Annotated in this window: 16 protein-coding genes and 3 pseudogenes; 7 read left to right on the top strand and 12 right to left on the bottom strand. The window is 58.1% G+C overall.

Going from position 1 to position 17337, the window contains the following annotated elements; genetic code table 11:
- From GA0061105_RS30260 to GA0061105_RS32630, 4 genes are all read left to right on the top strand, one after another.
- Positions 1 to 594 (top strand): polysaccharide biosynthesis protein (locus GA0061105_RS30260; RefSeq protein ID WP_167358599.1); only part of this gene is annotated, 594 nt, incomplete at its 5' end.
- A 215-nt stretch (positions 595 to 809) separates the two neighbouring features.
- Positions 810 to 2090, top strand: coding sequence for an O-antigen ligase family protein (locus GA0061105_RS30265; RefSeq protein ID WP_092754868.1), 1281 nt, complete (start codon positions 810 to 812; stop codon positions 2088 to 2090).
- Between the two features lie 1190 nt (positions 2091 to 3280).
- Entirely contained in the window at positions 3281 to 3415 is a 135-nt protein-coding gene (locus GA0061105_RS34000; protein ID WP_342587659.1) for a hypothetical protein, read from the top strand.
- A gap of 140 nt (positions 3416 to 3555) precedes the next feature.
- Positions 3556 to 3981 carry a hypothetical protein gene (locus GA0061105_RS32630; RefSeq protein WP_141130251.1) on the top strand — a complete coding sequence of 142 codons (426 nt, stop codon included), beginning with the start codon at positions 3556 to 3558 and terminating at the stop codon, positions 3979 to 3981.
- Positions 3982 to 4137: 156 nt separating this feature from the next.
- On the opposite strand, the gene GA0061105_RS30275 is transcribed toward GA0061105_RS32630, so the two are convergent.
- The 7 genes and pseudogenes from GA0061105_RS30275 to tnpA all read right to left on the bottom strand — a co-directional run bounded on the left by GA0061105_RS30275 (position 4138) and on the right by tnpA (position 8429).
- Positions 4138 to 4542, bottom strand: coding sequence for a hypothetical protein (locus GA0061105_RS30275; RefSeq protein WP_092754874.1), 405 nt, complete (start codon positions 4540 to 4542; stop codon positions 4138 to 4140).
- Positions 4543 to 4720: 178 nt separating this feature from the next.
- Positions 4721 to 5161 (bottom strand): annotated as a pseudogene (locus GA0061105_RS30280) (IS66 family transposase); the annotation flags it as partial.
- 53 nt (positions 5162 to 5214) lie between these two features.
- Positions 5215 to 5943, bottom strand: a complete 729-nt coding sequence (locus GA0061105_RS34150) for a reverse transcriptase domain-containing protein (protein WP_425348784.1) — start codon at positions 5941 to 5943, stop codon at positions 5215 to 5217.
- 61 nt (positions 5944 to 6004) lie between these two features.
- Positions 6005 to 6475: a reverse transcriptase domain-containing protein gene (locus GA0061105_RS34155; RefSeq protein ID WP_425348785.1), complete on the bottom strand. Its 471-nt coding sequence runs from the start codon at positions 6473 to 6475 to the stop codon at positions 6005 to 6007.
- Positions 6476 to 7011: 536 nt separating this feature from the next.
- Positions 7012 to 7623, bottom strand: a pseudogene (locus GA0061105_RS30295) (transposase domain-containing protein); the annotation flags it as partial.
- Between the two features lie 69 nt (positions 7624 to 7692).
- Positions 7693 to 8046: an IS66 family insertion sequence element accessory protein TnpB gene (gene tnpB / locus GA0061105_RS32635; RefSeq protein WP_141130252.1), complete on the bottom strand. Its 354-nt coding sequence runs from the start codon at positions 8044 to 8046 to the stop codon at positions 7693 to 7695.
- On the bottom strand, positions 8043 to 8429 hold the full coding sequence (tnpA, locus tag GA0061105_RS32640; protein WP_245304444.1) for an IS66-like element accessory protein TnpA: 387 nt from the start codon (positions 8427 to 8429) through the stop codon (positions 8043 to 8045). The genes tnpB and tnpA overlap by 4 nt, the downstream gene beginning before the upstream one ends.
- 525 nt (positions 8430 to 8954) lie before the next feature.
- On the opposite strand from tnpA, the gene GA0061105_RS30310 reads away from it, so the two are divergent.
- Entirely contained in the window at positions 8955 to 10580 is a 1626-nt protein-coding gene (locus GA0061105_RS30310) for an alkaline phosphatase family protein (protein WP_092754880.1), read from the top strand.
- A gap of 268 nt (positions 10581 to 10848) precedes the next feature.
- Here the strand turns inward: GA0061105_RS30310 and GA0061105_RS30315 are convergent.
- The 5 genes and pseudogenes from GA0061105_RS30315 to GA0061105_RS30340 form a co-directional block, all read right to left on the bottom strand.
- Positions 10849 to 11624 (bottom strand): annotated as a pseudogene (locus GA0061105_RS30315) (IS3 family transposase); the annotation flags it as partial.
- A 286-nt stretch (positions 11625 to 11910) separates the two neighbouring features.
- Positions 11911 to 13032, bottom strand: a complete 1122-nt coding sequence (locus GA0061105_RS30320; protein WP_092754883.1) for a glycosyltransferase family 4 protein — start codon at positions 13030 to 13032, stop codon at positions 11911 to 11913.
- Positions 13033 to 13588: 556 nt separating this feature from the next.
- Complete coding sequence (locus GA0061105_RS30330) at positions 13589 to 14389, bottom strand: anti-sigma factor family protein (RefSeq protein WP_092754889.1); 801 nt, start codon at positions 14387 to 14389, stop codon at positions 13589 to 13591.
- Positions 14386 to 14991 carry an RNA polymerase sigma factor gene (locus GA0061105_RS30335; protein ID WP_092754892.1) on the bottom strand — a complete coding sequence of 202 codons (606 nt, stop codon included), beginning with the start codon at positions 14989 to 14991 and terminating at the stop codon, positions 14386 to 14388. The genes GA0061105_RS30330 and GA0061105_RS30335 overlap by 4 nt, the downstream gene beginning before the upstream one ends.
- 41 nt (positions 14992 to 15032) lie before the next feature.
- Positions 15033 to 15569: a tetratricopeptide repeat protein gene (locus tag GA0061105_RS30340; protein WP_092754895.1), complete on the bottom strand. Its 537-nt coding sequence runs from the start codon at positions 15567 to 15569 to the stop codon at positions 15033 to 15035.
- 167 nt (positions 15570 to 15736) lie between these two features.
- Here GA0061105_RS30340 and GA0061105_RS30345 point away from each other — a divergent pair, with 167 nt between their 5' ends.
- Positions 15737 to 16789, top strand: coding sequence for a type III polyketide synthase (locus tag GA0061105_RS30345; RefSeq protein WP_092754898.1), 1053 nt, complete (start codon positions 15737 to 15739; stop codon positions 16787 to 16789).
- Positions 16786 to 17289 (top strand): isoprenylcysteine carboxyl methyltransferase family protein, encoded by a 504-nt coding sequence (locus GA0061105_RS30350; protein WP_092754900.1) that lies wholly within the window; start codon positions 16786 to 16788, stop codon positions 17287 to 17289. Before GA0061105_RS30345 ends, GA0061105_RS30350 begins: the two co-directional genes overlap by 4 nt.
- Positions 17290 to 17337 lie beyond the last annotated feature (48 nt).

Genomic DNA, 17337 nt, shown 5'->3' on the forward strand with positions numbered 1-17337 from the left:
CGCTTCGGAAATGTCCTCGGTTCCTCCGGATCGGTCGTGCCGCTGTTCCGGCAGCAGATCAAGGAAGGCGGCCCAGTCACCCTGACGCATCCGAAAATAACCCGCTACTTCATGACCATCTCGGAGGCTTCGCAGCTTGTCATTCAGGCGGGCGCCATGGCCGAGGGCGGGGATGTTTTCCTGCTGGATATGGGCGAGCCGGTGCGCATCGCAGATCTCGCCCGCAAGATGGTCGAACTGTCCGGCTTGACCGTCCGCGACGGCGATAATCCCGAAGGGGACATCGAGCTTTCCGTTACCGGCCTGAGGCCCGGCGAGAAGCTTTATGAAGAACTGTTGATCGGGGATAACCCTGAGACAACCGAACATCCCAGGATCATGAAGGCGCGCGAGGATTTCCTGGTCTGGCCGGAGCTTTCGAGGAAGCTCAACTCGCTCAATGCGGCGTTGGATCGAAACGACATGGTCGCGGCGCGCGCGACCTTGGCAGAACTCGTTTCCGGCTATTCCTCAACCGGTGAGGTTTCGGATCTGGCCTTCACCGGTGCCGATACCAATACCGCAGCCTTAGACGTTCAACGAGCAAGGCTCTAAGAACAATGCGTTCCAGCCAATGTTCGGTTCAATCTGACTCCTCTGTCGTATCCACCTCGTCGCACGACATCAGTAACAACAATCTTCATCCAATGCGTCCTGTTGCCCAATTGCGACACCTGCGAAAGCCTTTAAATCTACGCCTGGTCGGGCCTTGACAGCGATGAGCCCCGTGCTTAGCGAGACTCGACCGGCGACATCTCAGGACCAACAAAGTGAATTATTTCAAGCAACTCCTGATTGCGGTTCTTCAGCCCGGGGGTGGATCGGGAGGCCCCTTTGATCGAGCCAATGGCCTTGCGGTTTTTTTCTTCGCAATCCTTCCCGGACTCTCGCCTAACTTCAATTCCTTCATCCTCCTCGGGTCGATGGTATCCGGCATCTACTTACTCGCGAGAAGGCGCTTTCCTCTAAACCTGTCGAAGTCGGACTGGACGGTTGCGATTTGCATGACAATCTACCCGCTGGTGATGATCGTCAGCATATTCATCAACCCGCCTTATTCCGAAGTGGCGGATTGGATATTCCGGCTCCTGCCTTTCTTTTCGATCTGGCTGATACTGCCGCGAATGCGCCAATCTCCCGATGGCCGCCTCTTGCCACTGTTTATCCTTGGCGCCGGAATCGGCATGATCGTCACCTTCCTTTTCAGCCTGCTACAGGTCATGTTTTCAATGGAGAGAGCAGAGGCTGGGACTTCAAATGCGGCGCTCCTTGGGATCATAGGCCTTCTTTTCGGCGGCGTTTCACTCCTTAATATTCAATCTCCCAGAAGCGTCGAGCAGAGAATTGCGATCCTGGGATATGCCGCCGGCCTCGGCTGCGTGCTACTTTCCGGAACGCGCTCGGCCTGGTTGGCTATTCCCGTTCACCTCGTCATCCTCCTCTGGTATTTTCGCAAACACAGCTTCCATCTCAGTTTGCGCAGTCTGGCGATTACCGGCTCTTTGCTGTTCGCGGGGCTTATTGCACTGGGCAGTGGCCAAATTCTCCACCGCGTTCAGGCGCTGCAGGAAAATATGGCAGCGCTTGAACGCAGCGAGGGCGAGATTACCTCACTCAGCGCACGGCTCGCCTTGTACAAAGGCGCTTTGGCAGCAATCGGTAAGGACCCGTTGACTGGTTATGGCCCACAAAACCGTATGGCTTCGGTTTTGGCGGAGCTACCCGAGAGCATAAGGCCGCAACTGACCTACTCACATGTCCACAACGGCTTTTTGACCGCGGGGATAGACGCTGGCATCATCGGTATCGTATCGCTCTTGTTGCTGCTTCTGGCACCTTTAATAGCTGCGTGGAAAAAAGAACCCGGACCAGGCCGGGATCTGGCCGTCGCGATCGCTCTTCTGCTCACCAGTAGCTACCTCATAACGGGAAGTTTTGGCATCATGTTCAATCAGAAGGCATTGGATCCAATCTTCGCCTATATGGTTGCCCTCATTTGTGTCGATCGCGGCAGCACTCGCTTTACGCAGGTGGTTCAAAGCAAGGCTTGAGCCTAGCGGCTGAAATGCATAGCTATTAGCGCCATTCTCCGAACCAGAGCTACCTATGCCGACAAATAGCGGATGGGAGAGAGCGAGGCGGCTTCGAGCCGCTATGACATCAGCAACACCTGATTTGCGCCCGTAAGATTAGGCCATTAAAATCCGGAATTTTCCACTTGTGATCCCTTCGGGGAAATGAGGAGGATGCGATTAATGCTTCGGACTGCAAATGCGTTTGTGCTGAAGCAGGCGGACGACGGAACACCAATCAGCGAGGCGTGCCGCAAGACAGGATTTCGGACGCAATGTTTTACAAATGGCGCAAGAAGTATGCGGAATTGATGCCTCGGGGGCCGACCTCTCGCCGGATAAGGGCTATGGTGCAGGAAGTCTTTGCAGAAGAGCTCTGAACGCTGCTCGTTAGCGTGTGCATGTCGAAAAGGTGTGAGCCAATTGGAAGGTTCGGTGTCAATCGGCTTCAAATTTTATCCCTCATCAGTTCGCGAACGATCGTGGCGGCTCCGGAACTGGCGCATGGGATTTGCGCACATTTAGGAATATCCGGCTGGCATTCTCCATCAAATGCCAGCGTCAGCGAACTGGGTTGCCTATGGCAATGCCTTGGTGCAGCCGTCGCGCAAATCCCGCCGCGGTCGCGGGTGGGCCCTGATCTGCGATCTGAAACGGCGCAATACCATCGCCCTCGCTAGATCGGGAGCAGTCCACGGCTCAGGCCTGGCCCGCTCTTGCTCAGGACAACCTACTGAGGTTTCACAGTAAGCGGCGTTTTCCTCGCACATTGACCAAGCTCGATTGGAATTTCCGAAAAATGCCGCTACGACATTGATGGCAAGAATGCGCCAACAGCGGACATTGCGGTGCCACAAAAATCCTTCATCCTGCGATTTTGGGGGACGTCATAGAAGGATGGAAGATGGCCGCATTCGCTGATCTCCTCTCGATCAACCGCGCCTGCGCTCCTTTGGGCCTCGATGCGGCGCTATCGCGTGCGCTCGTCAACACGGCGCGTCCGACGATCTGGCTCCGCCACGGTGATCCAGTGGCCGACGCAGCACTCCTCACGGGCGCAAGTAAGGTGGGAGGCGAGCCGGATCTCCCACCGGGGATCATCTGGCCGACCCGCCCTGCACTGGCCGATCCCGATGGCACTGCGAAGAGGCTCCGCAAGAGCCTCACAAATGGCGCGGGCGCCGACGCCCATGGTCTTTCTCGCGCAGGTGAACCTTTCGGTCATGGCGCGCGAAGCCGGCTTCGATCCTTCCCTGCCGGATAGCGGTATGTTGTGGGCGCTCATTGATCCCTTCGCCGACTAGTATGAAACGCAATCGCCCAGCTGGGGCATTTCTCTTTTGTGGAGTGACGCGGGCGGACTGGAACGCCGGGCGACACCGCAGGTCGTGCGCGAGGCCTGGCAGAAGGGGGTGAGCGATTATGGCTCCCTGAAGTCCGAGCCATGGGAGGCCGACGTCAAGTCCGAACCGCTCTTTCCAGTCTCTGGCTGGTCGATCAGCCCGCGTCTCAGCCAGCACAATATATCGATCTTGCGGATGAACGCTTCGAGATGAAGGAGGGCGGCGGTGATCAGCTCGGTGGATGGGAGGAACCGATTCAAGGAAACATGCATGGCGAAGTGGAATTGATCTCCAGCGGTAAAGCAGACAGCGAACTGGCTTACGCCAAGACTGTCCTTTCCGCCGGCGAGCGTTGGCGGCATGTGCTGACAATCAATGCCGAGACCTATCTCTGGCGGCTCATGCCGACCTGGGGTGATGGCGCATGTTCATGTTCGTGGATGAAAGTGAACTCGAGGCTCGCCGCTTTGGTCAAGCGGTGGGAACCTCTCAGTTCACCTATAGGGGCAAGGCGCACTCAGACTTGAGCCTTCACCACGTCGGATTGGAGCGGTTTGGCTGTGTGCATCCGGCACGTGCTCATGGTTAGGAGGGGGCCTTATCCTACCGAACACATCTGTAACAGCATTAGCGATTCTGATTTCGATGTCAGGATTTGCGACCGCCGCGTCCGCTCGAGATTATTATCGGGAAGCTTCGTGCCGCCCGTGATAGTTAAGCCTCGCGGTCGACTGGAACTCTAGGCGTTCATCTCCGATGGCTGTCTGATCGATCAAAACAAGGGTATTCGCAGTCTCCGTCTGGCGTCTGATCACCTCTACCTGCTTGAGGTCCAGCCGCGAGAGGAGATAGTCCCAATCCGGTTCTTGGTCGCTCTTCCAGACGATCTCGATAAAGTCGCTGTCGATGGAGCAGCCCAACTCGGACTTCAATGGCCAGATGGGGTTTCTGTCCTCCCACGCGGAATATTCTTCGTCTGAAGCATCCTGACCTGGTTCCGGCTCCCAGTGAGGATGCCCGAACGTGGAGGCCTCATCATTGGTCGCGAAGTGCGCCGTAAAAACATGGATGTACGGGTTGTCTGACATTGAGCGTCCTGATGGGCCGGGTCGCATTCATTTTTGGATGAGATTATGCATTCTGGGCACACGATTGGAAGTCCGCCTTGGGCCGACAGCAGACTTCAGCCGTTTGTTCGTCCCGAATAATTCCATTGCAAAAGCTCATCGATGCAACTCTGCCTGCGACCGTTGACGATGGCGGTGAGGCATGCGCGCAGCAATAGGCAAGCTGGATGTCAGGACCGACACGCTCCGGTGCGATCAGCCTGTTGTATCCGGCATATCCATCGACCTGCAGAATGCCCGAGAAGCCCTGCAACATCCGTTCGGCATGAATGCCTCCGCGACCGGGCGCATAGGTAAAGGCAACACCTGGCGGAGCACCGCCATTCCAAGGACGATCATCCCGCGCCAGCGCCCAGAAGTATCCGGTCTTGGTTTTGCGCGAGCCGGGATCGAGAACCGGGGCACGGGTCTCGTCCATGAACAGCTTGGATGAGCGCTTCAGGTCGGCGATCAGCGCATCAAAGACGGGACGCAATTCGAACGCTGCCCGACCGACCCAGTCGGCGAGCGTCGAGCGGTCGAGGTCGATGCCTTGACGCTTATAGATTTGCGCCTGGCGATACAGTGGCAAGCGAGTCGCGCCAGGGAATTTCACCCCGGCGCGCTCCCAGAACCGTACGTGACACTCTCGCGTCATACGGCTCCCAGCGTTCGGCCGTTGCCATACAAAAGCGGCCAATGAGCAAACAAATTCGGCGAGGTCCGAATTACGCGTGCCAGCCAAGTTCGCGCGACCTTTGGCATTTGCCTCAGGCGTTTGAACTTGCGTCTTGCCCATCGAAGGATATGCGCGTCGATCCGACGGAACGTCTCGTACAACGCGGATTTGTAAAAGTGGCTGTAGTAGTTGATCCAGCCACGGATGTACGGATTGAACATCCGAGCCAGATCGTCGAGCGCCTTGTCGCTGCGGGTCTTGAGGGACCAGCCCCGGACAGTATGGCGAATGGCTTTCAATGCGGAGGGGCTGGCAGCCGGGAGGAATGACACCCCGTACTGCTTTCCCCGCCATTGCGCCAGCCTCGGCCGGAATGTGTAGCCGAGGAAGTCGAATTGCTGGATGTGGAATTCACCGCTGCGGTTGGTGTCCTTGCAGTAGACGATTTTCGTCTTTTCTGGATGAAGCATCAACCCGCACTCGGCGAACCGCCGTTCCAATACCGCCCGGAGAGCTATGGCTTGTCGCTCGCTGCGGCAGTGGCAGATGATGTCATCCGCATACCGTTCAAACGGCACGCCGGCAAATCCGGTTTCGAGCCAAACGTCAAACACGTAATGCAGGAACAGGTTTGCCAGCAGGGGCGAGATTACCCCACCCTGCGGCGTCCCCTTGTCCCTGGCAACCAAGCTGCCATCTGACATCGACGCCGGAGCCTTCAGCCAACGCTCGATATAGAGTACGATCCAAGGGCACTGCGTATGTTTACGCACGGCCCTCAAACAGCAACTCGTGATCGATGTTGTCGAAGAATCCTTTGATGTCGATATCGACGACCCAGTCGTATCGCCAGCAGCGCTGGCGCGCGACCCGGATCGCGTCAATCGCCGATCGACCGGGCCGATACCCATAGCTGTCCTGATGGAACAGGGGTTCCAGCAGAGGCTCCAGATATCGGCGAGCAACTTCCTGGGCAACGCGGTCGGCGACAGTCGGAATACCGAGCGGTCGTGTTCCCCCATTGTCCTTCGGAATGTCCACCCGGCGAACCGGTGGCGGCATATAGCTGCCCGAGGACAGCCGGTTCCAGAGCTTGTAGAGATTATCGGCGAGCCGAACCTCAAAGTCCTGGATTGACTGCCCATCTACCCCAGCCGCTCCCTGGTTGGCCTTCACACGCTTGAAGGCTTCCCAAACCTCCCGCTTGGGGATGTCGAACGGCTTTGCCTTGTTCATGCGGCTCCTCCCGTCACCGGTTGGCCGTATGCCAAGACTGAACACCACAGCCCCTTCGGTCCAGACCCATTACAGACCCTTCATCCCTACTACGAGCTGTTCTGTCCCTGTGCCCTGCATCGGTACTCTGGACCTCACGGGGATCGCCCGCTCGGTCTTCTCCCTTCACATCAGGACGACAGGTTCCCACGTTCCGTGTAAAAGCCTGGTTCAGGTTCACGCCGACTTCGAGCCGGATGTCGCCGGGGCCGGCCTTCAGGTCTCCGCCCAGACTGATCCCAAGGTGACCACCAACCCCGGTTTTGACATCGTTGATACGATTTCGGCAGTTCATCATCGGTTTGCTTTCGCTCGTCTCCCTGAACCTCACCTGACGGAATCTCGTCCCGCCTTTTCCGCGTCGCTCACCACCATCGCTCTTAACAACAGCAGCACGCGGTGGTTTGCAGCCAACTCCTGATCGCCGGCTGCGAAGGGCCTTCCTTCATCTTCTACACAGCTCCACACCTCCATCGTTGGTGTGTTCGTGGCACACGGTGGTCAGCATATTTGGAGACCAGCACCTGGGCGACGGTGGCCTCGGTCGGAATGCCGCCTTCAATCAGTCTTGCCGGGGCCGGAGCCTGGACCACACCGTCAGTGCAGGACGGCACGCATATTTGGGGCGACGGGTGACGATGACGCGGAACTGCGCCGGGACCACATCAAGCCGCTCGGAGACATCCTCGCCAATGCAATGCAGGCAACCGCCGCAGGCGCAGATTAGCCTGTCTGGTTCGATCACCTCTTCGACACGCGGAAGAAGCTTTGGAAGGAAGCCGCGATTGATCGCGCGTGGCTTGCCAATGCTGTTTCCTGAAGGAACGTCCGCCTCATCCTGGGCATGGATCACGGCCATAGCCGTTTCGAGGTCTTCCAGTGCCAGATCGAATTGGTCGGGATCGGTCTTCTCGGATTTGCGTCCGAAGGCGGCCTGTTTGAAGGCTGCGACCAGCTTCTCAAGCCGTTCGATCCGCTCATCCTTGCGGGCGATATGTTCGCCCTTACTGGCTATCGCGACGTCCTTGGCTGCCTCCCGTGCCTGCGCCGCAATCAGCATCGCCTTCAGGGGCGGCAACATCATCGGGAAGGTCGGCGGCATCCAGCATGGTCGGAAACTATCAAATCCGTAGCCGACTTGCCTGTGGAATTTGCCGTGCTGAGTCATCGTGCCGCAGCTACTCGATGGTCTCTGGCGTTCTCGTCTGCACGGCATGAATCCGCCGCCAATCAAGGCCCGCAAACAGGGCCTCGAACTGGGCATGGGTCAGCGTCATCAGGCCATCCTTGATGCCGGGCCAGGTGAACGGGTGCTCTTCCAGCCTCTTGTAGGCCATGACGATCCCAGAGCCATCCCAGTAGATCAGCTTCAATCGATCCGCCTTGCGTGACCGGAACACGAAGACCGTTCCGGTAAACGGGTCCTTGTGCAGCTCATTCTTCACCAGCGCTGCCAAGCCGTCATGACCCTTGCGGAAGTCTACGGGTTTGGTGGCCACCATGATCCTGACGCGGTTTGACGGAAAGATCATGTCGCCGCCGTCAGGGCGCGAGCGATTGCAGCGATCCGGGCAGCAGACGCACCTTCCTCAAGACGGATGGTGACGGGCCCGAGGACGATCTCGGGGCGACTGAGCATTTTAGGCGGCAGTTCCGAAACAGGCGGATCGACGATCACCGCCGCGAACTCAACCGCATCATCCGGTGCTGGCGGGATCAGCTTGCCCTGCCGTGCCATCGTCCGCCAGGTGGAGAGGCTGTTCGCTCGCAATCCATAGCGCTGCGCAACTTCATTGACCGTGGTGCCAGGCCTCAAGCTTTCCGAAACGATCTTCGCCTTGACCTCATCAGGCCAATGTCGGTCGACCTCACGTTCAGGCTTCCTGGTTGTGAGAAACTCCAATGTAGTCTCCATGGAGAAACTCCCGTTCTTCATCCATGGAAACCTCGATCACAGATCAGGCGGCAGGGGGCAATGTGGGGACGGAACACCCGTTACGTTTCACAGCTGAAGCCAGCAGCTGGTGGTAGCAGCATCGATGGCCCAGCGGTCATCCTAAGCGTTTCGGCCCTCGTCAGGTGCATCAAGGATGCGGGTTGGTGCGGCTAGCTCCCGTATGGCCATCGCAATGCATTAGAAACCACCGCTTTCCCACCCTTGACACTGAGGACGGCAACTGCAACGGAGCTAAAGAGGTGGAAAAATCAATCGTGGGAGCGTGGGATGGCCTATCGACTCAGCAAGGATTTGGATCGAATACTGTATGTTGGGTGCGCTGTCGCAGGTCTCATTGGGGTCGGCGCGTCGCTTTATCCTAGTAATCCGAGGCGCAACATGCTTCCCGACGATCTTATCGAGAGGCACGAGGGTGTCCGTTCAACGCAAACATTCTCGAAGCCGTGGAGCCTGCTGACATCGATTTCTAAGGGGGCGCGCTAAGTGAGGTTACTGATTATCGCGTCTGGCCTACTGATCGCGACCGTGTTATGTTTTGCCGTCCCGCATGATTTCTATTTCGGCAACACGCTGGAATTTCCGCTTAGGTTTTCAACTTATCTGCCGCTTCTAACGGGCGCTGCTGTTGCGATTGTCGCTATCGCCGCAGTGATAGCGATCGCGGCTCCTCGCCTAATCGTTAAATGGGTCGCGGTCGCGCTCGGCGCGGCCGCAGTGCTGGTCTACGTCAACGCTATGGTTATTGGCACAGACGTCGGCACCCTCACTGGGAACGAAGTCGCCTTTAGCGTCAGCGGCGGACGATCTCTAGCGGAATTGGCGATCATGGTCGTTGCCGCCGTCTTCGTTTTGAACGCTCGCAAGTTCGTCTCGATGGCATTGGTGTTTTTGGCCGCGGGGAACATCGTTATTGCTGGCTACTCAGCCATAACAGAGGGCAAGAAAAATCCACCGACACCGGATGAAGGCAAGCTCTATTCAATGGGCGATAAGAACCTCTTGGTAATCCTTCTCGACGGGTTTCCATCGGATGTCTTTGGTCAGATCATCAAGGCGGATAACAAGCGCAAAGAAGCGTTGGATGGCTTTACCTACTTCGAAGATATGGCGGCTATCTCGGCTACCACCTATCTAGCGCTACCCTCGATCCATGGGGGCGCAATTTATCAGGTAGGACAACCGCTCAGGCCCTATTTTATAGATGCCGTTGGAAAAAACTCCTTCCTGACACGTTTGGCCGGCGCGAATTATGATTCGGTTCTAGTGAACCCCATGCTCGGAGTCTGTCCGGAAAGCGCAACATGTTACTTGCCTGAGGCACTGCTGACGTCACGGGCAGAGATGCGTTGGAATGGACTACTCACCCTTTTAGGCGTGTCTGCATTCCGCGCTGCGCCGGTAGCTTTCAAGGAAGCCTCCTATAACCACGGAAAGTGGTTGTTCGATGAATTCAAAGGCGAGGCCGTACCGAACGACCACAACTTGGAAGGAATCGAATTCCTTGATCTCTTCTCGCAGCGACTAACGACAGGCGGCGATCGGCCAACGGCGAAGTTCCTGCATGTTCTAACGCCGCATCTGCCAGTTGTTCTTGAGGATGATTGCGTTTATGCCGGCGCGCCAATTCCGGCGATCCGCGAGGCCTTTGTGCGGCAAGCTGGATGTGCACTCGATGCGTTCGAAAAGGTTTTGTTCTCCCTCAAAGAAGCAGGCCTGTACGACAAGACGACAATCGTGCTCCTGGCTGATCACGGCCAGGCGATACCGAGTATCAAGGCTGACGAACCCGGCGAATGGCAGAAACTATCCGGGTGGGCAAATCCGCTGTTCGCCGTAAAGCCGGTTGGCTCGAGAGGCGAGATGAAAACCTCCTCAGATAGCCTTTGGCTTCCGGATATACCAACAATCATTTGTCGCGAAACTGATGATTGCGAGCCAAAAACCGTTGCCAAGCACGAACGGAGGACGTTCAATTACTACGACTGGAAGAACGAATACTGGAACGCCGATAGCATCCCAGTGACTCAGTATAGCCTCAATGGAGTACCGTGGCTGAAGACTTCATGGAGCGAAGTCCGGGGGGTAAGTTCCGCAGGTCCCGCTAACTAGAAATTACAAAGGCGCTCTTAAGGCTGGCAATCACGTCGTGATCCGGAAGGTGGGCGCAAAATACCGCCGACTGCTGAGAGGCCCTCGCGCCGTTTGCGTGATCGAGGGATAGCCGCGCCTGATGTCGAAAACGTTCCAATGTTTGCGCCGGCAGTCCTGTTGACCTTTGCCCCCAAGTCTAATCCAGTTTTGAGTTCTCCAGCGGTTTTTTTTGAGGTGCACCCCGATTTTGGGCCAGCGGGAGCTGGAATTTTTCCGGGGTTAAGGCTCAGCTCGGCGGGGGTGCCGATGAGCCGTTCATGAGCGAAATCGGTACCTTGTTGCCGATCGCGCTATGTGGCCGGAACTCGTTATAGTCTCTACGCCAATCCTCCATCTTCGAACGCGTGTCGTCAAGGCTCATGAACCAATGGGCGTTCAGGCACTCGGCGCGGAACTTGCCGTTGAAACTCTCGATGTAGCTGTTGTCGGTCGGCTTGCCAGGGCGGGAGAAGTCCAACGTGACGCCCTTGGCATAGGCCAGAGATCAAGATCGCGAGACACGAACTCGGTCCCCTGATCGACACGGATCGTCTTCGGATAGCCAACTTTCCGACAAACTCGTTCTAAGGTTTGCACGACATCTTCACCTCGATAGCTGTGACGCGGATCGAGCACCGGCACATAGCGTGAGAAGGTATCCACCACCGTGAGCACCCGCAGTTTCTTGCCGGTCGCCAGTTGGTCGTGAACGAAGTCCATAGCCCACACATCGTTCGGACCGACTGCCAGTTGCCGATCCTCCCTCAGCTTGGCTTTGACCCGGCGTTTCGGTGTCTTATTACGCAATTGCAGGCCCAAGTCCCTGTAAATGCGGTAGGTCCGCTTGATGTTGGTACCCCAACCCTCGCGTTCCAACAGCACCTGCACACGACGATAACCGTAGCGGGCACGGGTCTCACAGACCTCACGGATACGACGTTCCAGACCGGCCTGATCGGCACGACGAGAGGTGTAGTGGTAGGTTGACCGATCGAAGTTCAGCGCCCCACAGGCACGCCGGATCAGTCCCACTTGGCGAACTATGGCTCGGCAGCGCAAGCTGATTCTGCCCGCGCGAGGGCGGTGGAGTTTGCAGCGGTGATTGTCGATCAATCTGCTTTGAAGCCGCCTACCACAGAAGCTGGTCGCCCAGAGATCATCGTCGGTTCCGTCATTTTCCGCCCCAGAAGAGGCGCGTCTGCCGCCCGGATCGCCGCCGTAGGGTGTGCCTGCGCGGTTCCGGCATGATCTTTCTATCGAACCGAGTTCGGATCATGATGGCGACCAAGCCCGTCGACTTTCGCAAGGGTCATGATGGATTGCCCCGCCCAATTTCTTCGTACAGCGCTGCATAATGACGCGCCATATCGTTTGCCGTGAACTTTTGAAGGTAGGCATCTCTTGCCTGATGGCCAAAAAGACGATTCTCTCCGTGATTTTCGCCAAGGCGTGTAATAGCGTTTGCAAGGTCGAGTGGATCGTTGGGCTTCACGACTAGACCTGTTTCTTCATGAGCATTGATGAAACTCGTCCCGGTGCCAATTTCGCAAGAGATCATGGGCTTGCCAAACATGGCTGCCTCCACCAGCGAAAGACCAAAAGCCTCAGACCGCAGATGCGAGGGAAAGACGAACCCGGTGCTCAACTCGAGAAGCGCATTGCGATCCGTATCTGGCAGCGCCCCGAGGAAATGGACATTTCTCAAACTGTGCTCTCGGGCAAAAGCCTTCAAAGACGCCTCCATAGGTCCTTCACCTATCAAGATGATATCCAACTTGGTTTGCTGAGCAGCCTTGAGGAGTATGTCAATGCCCTTGTAATAGCGAAACACTCCAACAAATAGGAAAAATGGCTGAGGGAATATCTCCCGCCAACGCGCCTTCAGATCCTCCGAAGCGCGAGGATAGTCTGCCTCATCAAGTCCCAGCGGTATGACCATGGTTTTGTCTTTGTACCGCTGCAGGATGTCGCTGGTCGCAGCATAATTCGGCGATGTGGCCACGATTTTGTCGACGCTCCTCAAAAAGCGCCGCATCAGAGGCTTATAAAACTGCAGGAGCATCCGCTGCTTGACGATATCTGAATGGTACGTGACGACGGTCGGCTTACTGAGAAGCGTGGTGAGATGGACTATATCCATCATCGGCCACGGAAAATGGTAATGGACGACATCCGCTTTTTTGCTCAGCTCTCGAAACCGTCCGAATACTTCGAGTGAAAAGCCCGTTGATGCGAATTCAAGGTCAAGCTTCGCTTTGTAAGCGACGTGGCCATCAAACTCTCGGCTATTCTTTAGCGGAGCATGGCTCAGCGAAAGCACTTCGGACTGAACGCCAAACCTTGCGGTTCCCTTTGCGATCGCGTGAATAGTTCGTTCGATCCCACCAAAGGTGTCAGGCCAATATGTTTTGAAAAAATGAAGGACTCGCATCTCACTCCAGTTGCGGACCGCGCAGGTCGCCGGTGTTGTCTCAAGTTACGCCGAAGGAGACGCGTACCTGGGCGAATTGATTCAGCATGACCGGCGGAGCCGAGGATTAAGCAAAAGACGTAGAAACAGCACTTCCCCGTTGCAGGTGCCACGAAATATCTTAAACGAGCATACAAGACCAATACACGTACGAGCAATAAGGTTATCTAGGGAGCTATGCAATGGAGTCGGGCAATGTTTTGATCTGAGCAATGCCTAAAGAACCCTGCAACAACGTAACGTCGCAGCTTTCGGCGGACGACAACCGCGCCTGCCGCGTCTTCGCCATGCTGCACCTGAAACATGTGCTTGGTGATATCCAACCCTATGTGCGAACCTGCTCCATGACGGCTCTCCCTCATGTGAATTTCGAAAGCCACGGTTTGGCATATTACGAGCGGGGGAGCGGAGGCCGTCCACCACATCAGGTCACATCCAAGCCGAATTGAGTGGTCACTCCACTGCTACGCTCAGATCAGCGATTAGGTGATATTGCCTGCTGTTATGCCCATTGCGCTTACACACCCGCCCTTCCCCGCACCCCGTCCGCAATCGCCATCATCCGGTCAGCCGCAGCATGACCGATCAGCATGAAGGCATGCGTCGCGTTCGACCAGTAGACGACATTCATACCCTTGCGGGTTTCCAGATCCGGCGCCTTCGGCCCCGCGTCGGACCTGACGATGCAGAGCGCCATCGGGCCGGTCTCGGGGTCGAGATAGGCGATCTGGGCGAGCGCCTTGCCATCATATTGCAATAGCAGGGCACGCTTGAAATCGACCCCTGGGAGCGAGACGGCTTCAGGAGAGAGTGATAGGCCGAGCTTCTCGTCAAGAATGGCCATCTGGGCGGCCTGGTCGTCCCTTGCGGGAACGGGGCCGGCGAGCGTTTCAGCGCTATAAAGCGAGATATAATCGGCGACCACGGCGCGCCATTCGCTGTTTTCGTCCTTTGCCGAAAAGCGCCTGCCGATGCCGATCGCGGCACGGTCGATGGCGATGCCGGCGACAAGCGAGGCGGCGAGCGCGCCGAGGAAGCGGCGGCGGCTGGCCGCGGGCGCAGAAATGGATTTTGCGTTCTCGCGCGTGGGAATGGCGGCGAGCATTGCTTCCAGTTTCTCGCGCGGGGCTTCGGAGAGCAGCGGCGCGAAAGCCTGCTCGAACGGCAGGCTGGCGCGCGCCAGGAAGTCCAGCCGTTCGGCGACGCTGTCGTCTTCCTTCACGATGGCCTCGATGCGGGCTGCCTCTTCTGCCGTCAGTTCGCCGTCGATGAAGGCGGTGAGGTCCTCGTCGGAGGGGATGGTGTGTTTCGTGCTCATGGCCTTCCCCCTTCCGGTGCGGCGCCGGAGAGCCTGGCGCGGGCGGCGGCTAGCCGGCTCATCACGGTCCCGATCGGGATATCCAATATGCCTGCAACCTCGCGATAGGAAAGTCCTTCCACATAGGCGAGGAAAACCACGGTCCGCTGCGCCTCGGGCAACGCGCTCACCTGCTTCAGCACCTGCCCTGCCATCACATGCGTTTCGGTATCATGCGCGCCGTCGAAGATCAGCGCCTCCCCGGCATCGACGAAGCCCTGGCCCTGGCGCACCCGGCGCGAGCGGATCTCGTTCAGCCAGATCGAATGCAGGATCGAAAACAGCCAGCGGTCGAGCCGCGTGCCGGGGACGAACTGATCGGCGCGCTCGAGTGCGCGAAGACAGGTCGCTTGCACCAGGTCGTCGGCGACATCGCGCTGATGCGAGAGAACGAGACCATAACGCCATAGCCTGGCCAGGTTCTCCGTCAGGCCGCTCCTGATATCCGCTTCGCTCGCGATGGCCGCCTCCGCCGATCCTGCATGCCTTCGAACCGCCTGGTAAACCGGCGATTCCATTCTCGCCCGACTATAGGCAGGAAATGGGGTGCGCGCGACCGACATTCGGATATCCTTTCCCGGCATTTCCCGCGCGTGGCTACCGCTCAGATCTTCGACGGGTCGAGGATCACCGCGTTCAGATCCTGATATTCCTCGCAAGCCGTGCCGCAGATCACCTTGATCGAGTTCAACTGCTCTCTGGCGAGGTCGAGCCGGCCCTTGATGACATAGGCTTCGCCGAGATATTCGCGGACCTTCGCATATTGCGGATCGAGCTTCACCGACTTCAAGTAATAGGAGATGCCTTCGTCGGTGCGTCCGAGCTTGCGGGTGGCATAACCGCGATAGTTCAGCACCTCCGCATTGTCCTGGTCCTTGACCGTGTCGAGCATGGCAAGCGCCTCTTCATAGCGGCCGGCCTTGGCCAGCGAATAGGCATAGTCGGTACGGTTCTCGTCCGACACATTGGCACTCTGCTGCTTGACGCATTTCTTGGTCTTCTGGTCGTAGATCTCGCCCTTCTTGCAGGTCGGCATCGTGCTGTCATTGTCGCCGACGGCAAGAGCGTGGCCGGAGAAGAGAGATACGGCGAGGCAGCCGCTGAGAAGGGTGGAGGCGATGCGGACTGTCGTGATCGTCATTGGAAAACTCCTCGAAAGTGACGTTGCGGGGAGAGAACACCGCTGCCCCAGCCTTTATTCGCCGGTCTCTCCATTTTCTCCATCACTGCTTCGTGAAGCCCCGAGGCCGAATAGATCATCGGGACCGGGTGTTCTCAGGGTGCGCCGGGAACGCCAAGGAGAATTCCGTGACCGATACCGTCAAACTCGTCAGCCTCGCCATCGCCACACCCGAACATGTCATATTCCAAGACCAGGCGGCCGAAGCCTCGGCTCGGCTGTTTGCCGACCGTTTCGAGGATTTTCATCATCTTGCCCGCGTCTTCGACAGCGCCGGCATTCAAAAGCGCCATGCGGCGCGGCCGCTTGCCTGGTTCGACGATAGGCATGGCTGGCAGGACCGCATGCAGGCCTACGCAGAGGTGGCGGGCGCCCTGTTCGTCGAGGCGGCCACCTCGGCGCTTGGTCGGGCGGATCTCAGCGCCGGCGATGTCGACTGTATCGTCACCGTTTCTTCCACCGGCTTTACGACGCCGAGCCTCGATGCGCAGCTTAGCCGCAGGATGGGCTTCAGGGCCGATATCGAGCGTGTTCCGGTTTTCGGGCTCGGCTGTGCCGCTGGCGTCTCCGGCTTTGCGATCGCCGCACGGCTGGCACAGAGCCGCCCGGGTGCCGTGGTGCTTTTCGTTTCGATCGAGCTTTGCACGCTGGCCTTCCGACTGGACGAGCTGACGCGGCCGAACATCATCGCGACGGCGCTCTTCGGCGACGGTGCGGCCGCCTGCGTGCTCCGCGCCGGCGCAAGCGGGCTGGCCGAGGTGGAATCGACAGGCGAGCACCTCTTCCCCGATACGCTCGACATCATGGGCTGGAAGATCGACGACAGCGGCTTCGGCATCGTGCTGGCGCAATCTCTGCCGCCCTTTGCCGAACGGGAGCTCGCCCCGGCGGTGACTGCCATTCTGGCGCGAAACGGACTGAGACTGGCAGACGTCGACCGCTTCATCTGCCATCCCGGCGGCACGAAGGTGCTGGCCGCGATGGAGAGCGCGCTTTCACTCACGCCCGGCACGCTCGATCACGAACGCGCCGTGCTTGCCGAATACGGCAACATGTCTTCGCCGACCGTGCTGTTCGTGCTGGAGAGGGCAATCGGCGCCGGGCTGCCGAAGCGCTCCGCGATGATCGCCATGGGGCCAGGCTTTTCCGCAAGCTGCGTGACGCTGCGGGGGGCGGCATGATGTGGCCGTCGATCGCGCTTCTGACATTTGTGACGCTGCAGCGGTTGGGCGAGCTCGTGTTTGCCCGGCGCAACACCGCCGCCCTTCTCGCCAGAGGCGGCCGGGAAGTCGCCCCAGAGCACTATCGCATCATGGTGGCGCTGCATGCCGCCTGGATCATGGGCCTCTGGCTGCTGGCACCGGGCCGCCCGATTCAGCCCTTCTGGCTTGTGGTGTTCATCGGGCTGCAGGCGTTGCGGCTCTGGGTGCTCGCGACGCTAAAGGACCGCTGGACGACACGTATCGTCGTCCTGCCCGGCTCGCCGCTCGTGAAATCGGGGCCCTATCGTTTCCTGCGGCATCCCAACTATGCAATCGTCGTCGGCGAGATCGCCGCCCTTCCTCTCGCCTTCGGCCTGACGGTCTACGCGATTGTCTTTTCGTTTTTAAACGCTGCAATCCTGCATGTGCGCGTAAAGGCCGAAAATGCCGCACTGAAAAGGGCAATGATTTTGAAATGAATGCGATTTTTTTGTTTGCACGGCGCTGTCCGCAGGGGCATTTTCACT

The organism is Rhizobium aethiopicum (assembly GCF_900094625.1).
Lineage (GTDB): Bacteria > Pseudomonadota > Alphaproteobacteria > Rhizobiales > Rhizobiaceae > Rhizobium > Rhizobium aethiopicum.

What these genes read in the sequence shown, in the direction of transcription:
- tnpA (WP_245304444.1), bottom strand. Translation starts at nt 8,429, where the DNA reads ATGGAGACTACATTGGAGTTTCTCACAACCAGGAAGCCTGAACGTGAG.
- GA0061105_RS30320 (WP_092754883.1), bottom strand. Translation starts at nt 13,032, where the DNA reads ATGCGAGTCCTTCATTTTTTCAAAACATATTGGCCTGACACCTTTGGT.
- GA0061105_RS34000 (WP_342587659.1), top strand. Translation starts at nt 3,281, where the DNA reads ATGGCGCGGGCGCCGACGCCCATGGTCTTTCTCGCGCAGGTGAACCTT.
- GA0061105_RS32630 (WP_141130251.1), top strand. Translation starts at nt 3,556, where the DNA reads ATGGGAGGCCGACGTCAAGTCCGAACCGCTCTTTCCAGTCTCTGGCTG.
- GA0061105_RS30350 (WP_092754900.1), top strand. Translation starts at nt 16,786, where the DNA reads ATGATGTGGCCGTCGATCGCGCTTCTGACATTTGTGACGCTGCAGCGG.
- GA0061105_RS30330 (WP_092754889.1), bottom strand. Translation starts at nt 14,389, where the DNA reads ATGAGCACGAAACACACCATCCCCTCCGACGAGGACCTCACCGCCTTC.
- GA0061105_RS30335 (WP_092754892.1), bottom strand. Translation starts at nt 14,991, where the DNA reads ATGTCGGTCGCGCGCACCCCATTTCCTGCCTATAGTCGGGCGAGAATG.
- GA0061105_RS34155 (WP_425348785.1), bottom strand. Translation starts at nt 6,475, where the DNA reads ATGAACAAGGCAAAGCCGTTCGACATCCCCAAGCGGGAGGTTTGGGAA.
- GA0061105_RS30275 (WP_092754874.1), bottom strand. Translation starts at nt 4,542, where the DNA reads ATGTCAGACAACCCGTACATCCATGTTTTTACGGCGCACTTCGCGACC.
- GA0061105_RS34150 (WP_425348784.1), bottom strand. Translation starts at nt 5,943, where the DNA reads ATGTCAGATGGCAGCTTGGTTGCCAGGGACAAGGGGACGCCGCAGGGT.
- tnpB (WP_141130252.1), bottom strand. Translation starts at nt 8,046, where the DNA reads ATGATCTTTCCGTCAAACCGCGTCAGGATCATGGTGGCCACCAAACCC.
- GA0061105_RS30340 (WP_092754895.1), bottom strand. Translation starts at nt 15,569, where the DNA reads ATGACGATCACGACAGTCCGCATCGCCTCCACCCTTCTCAGCGGCTGC.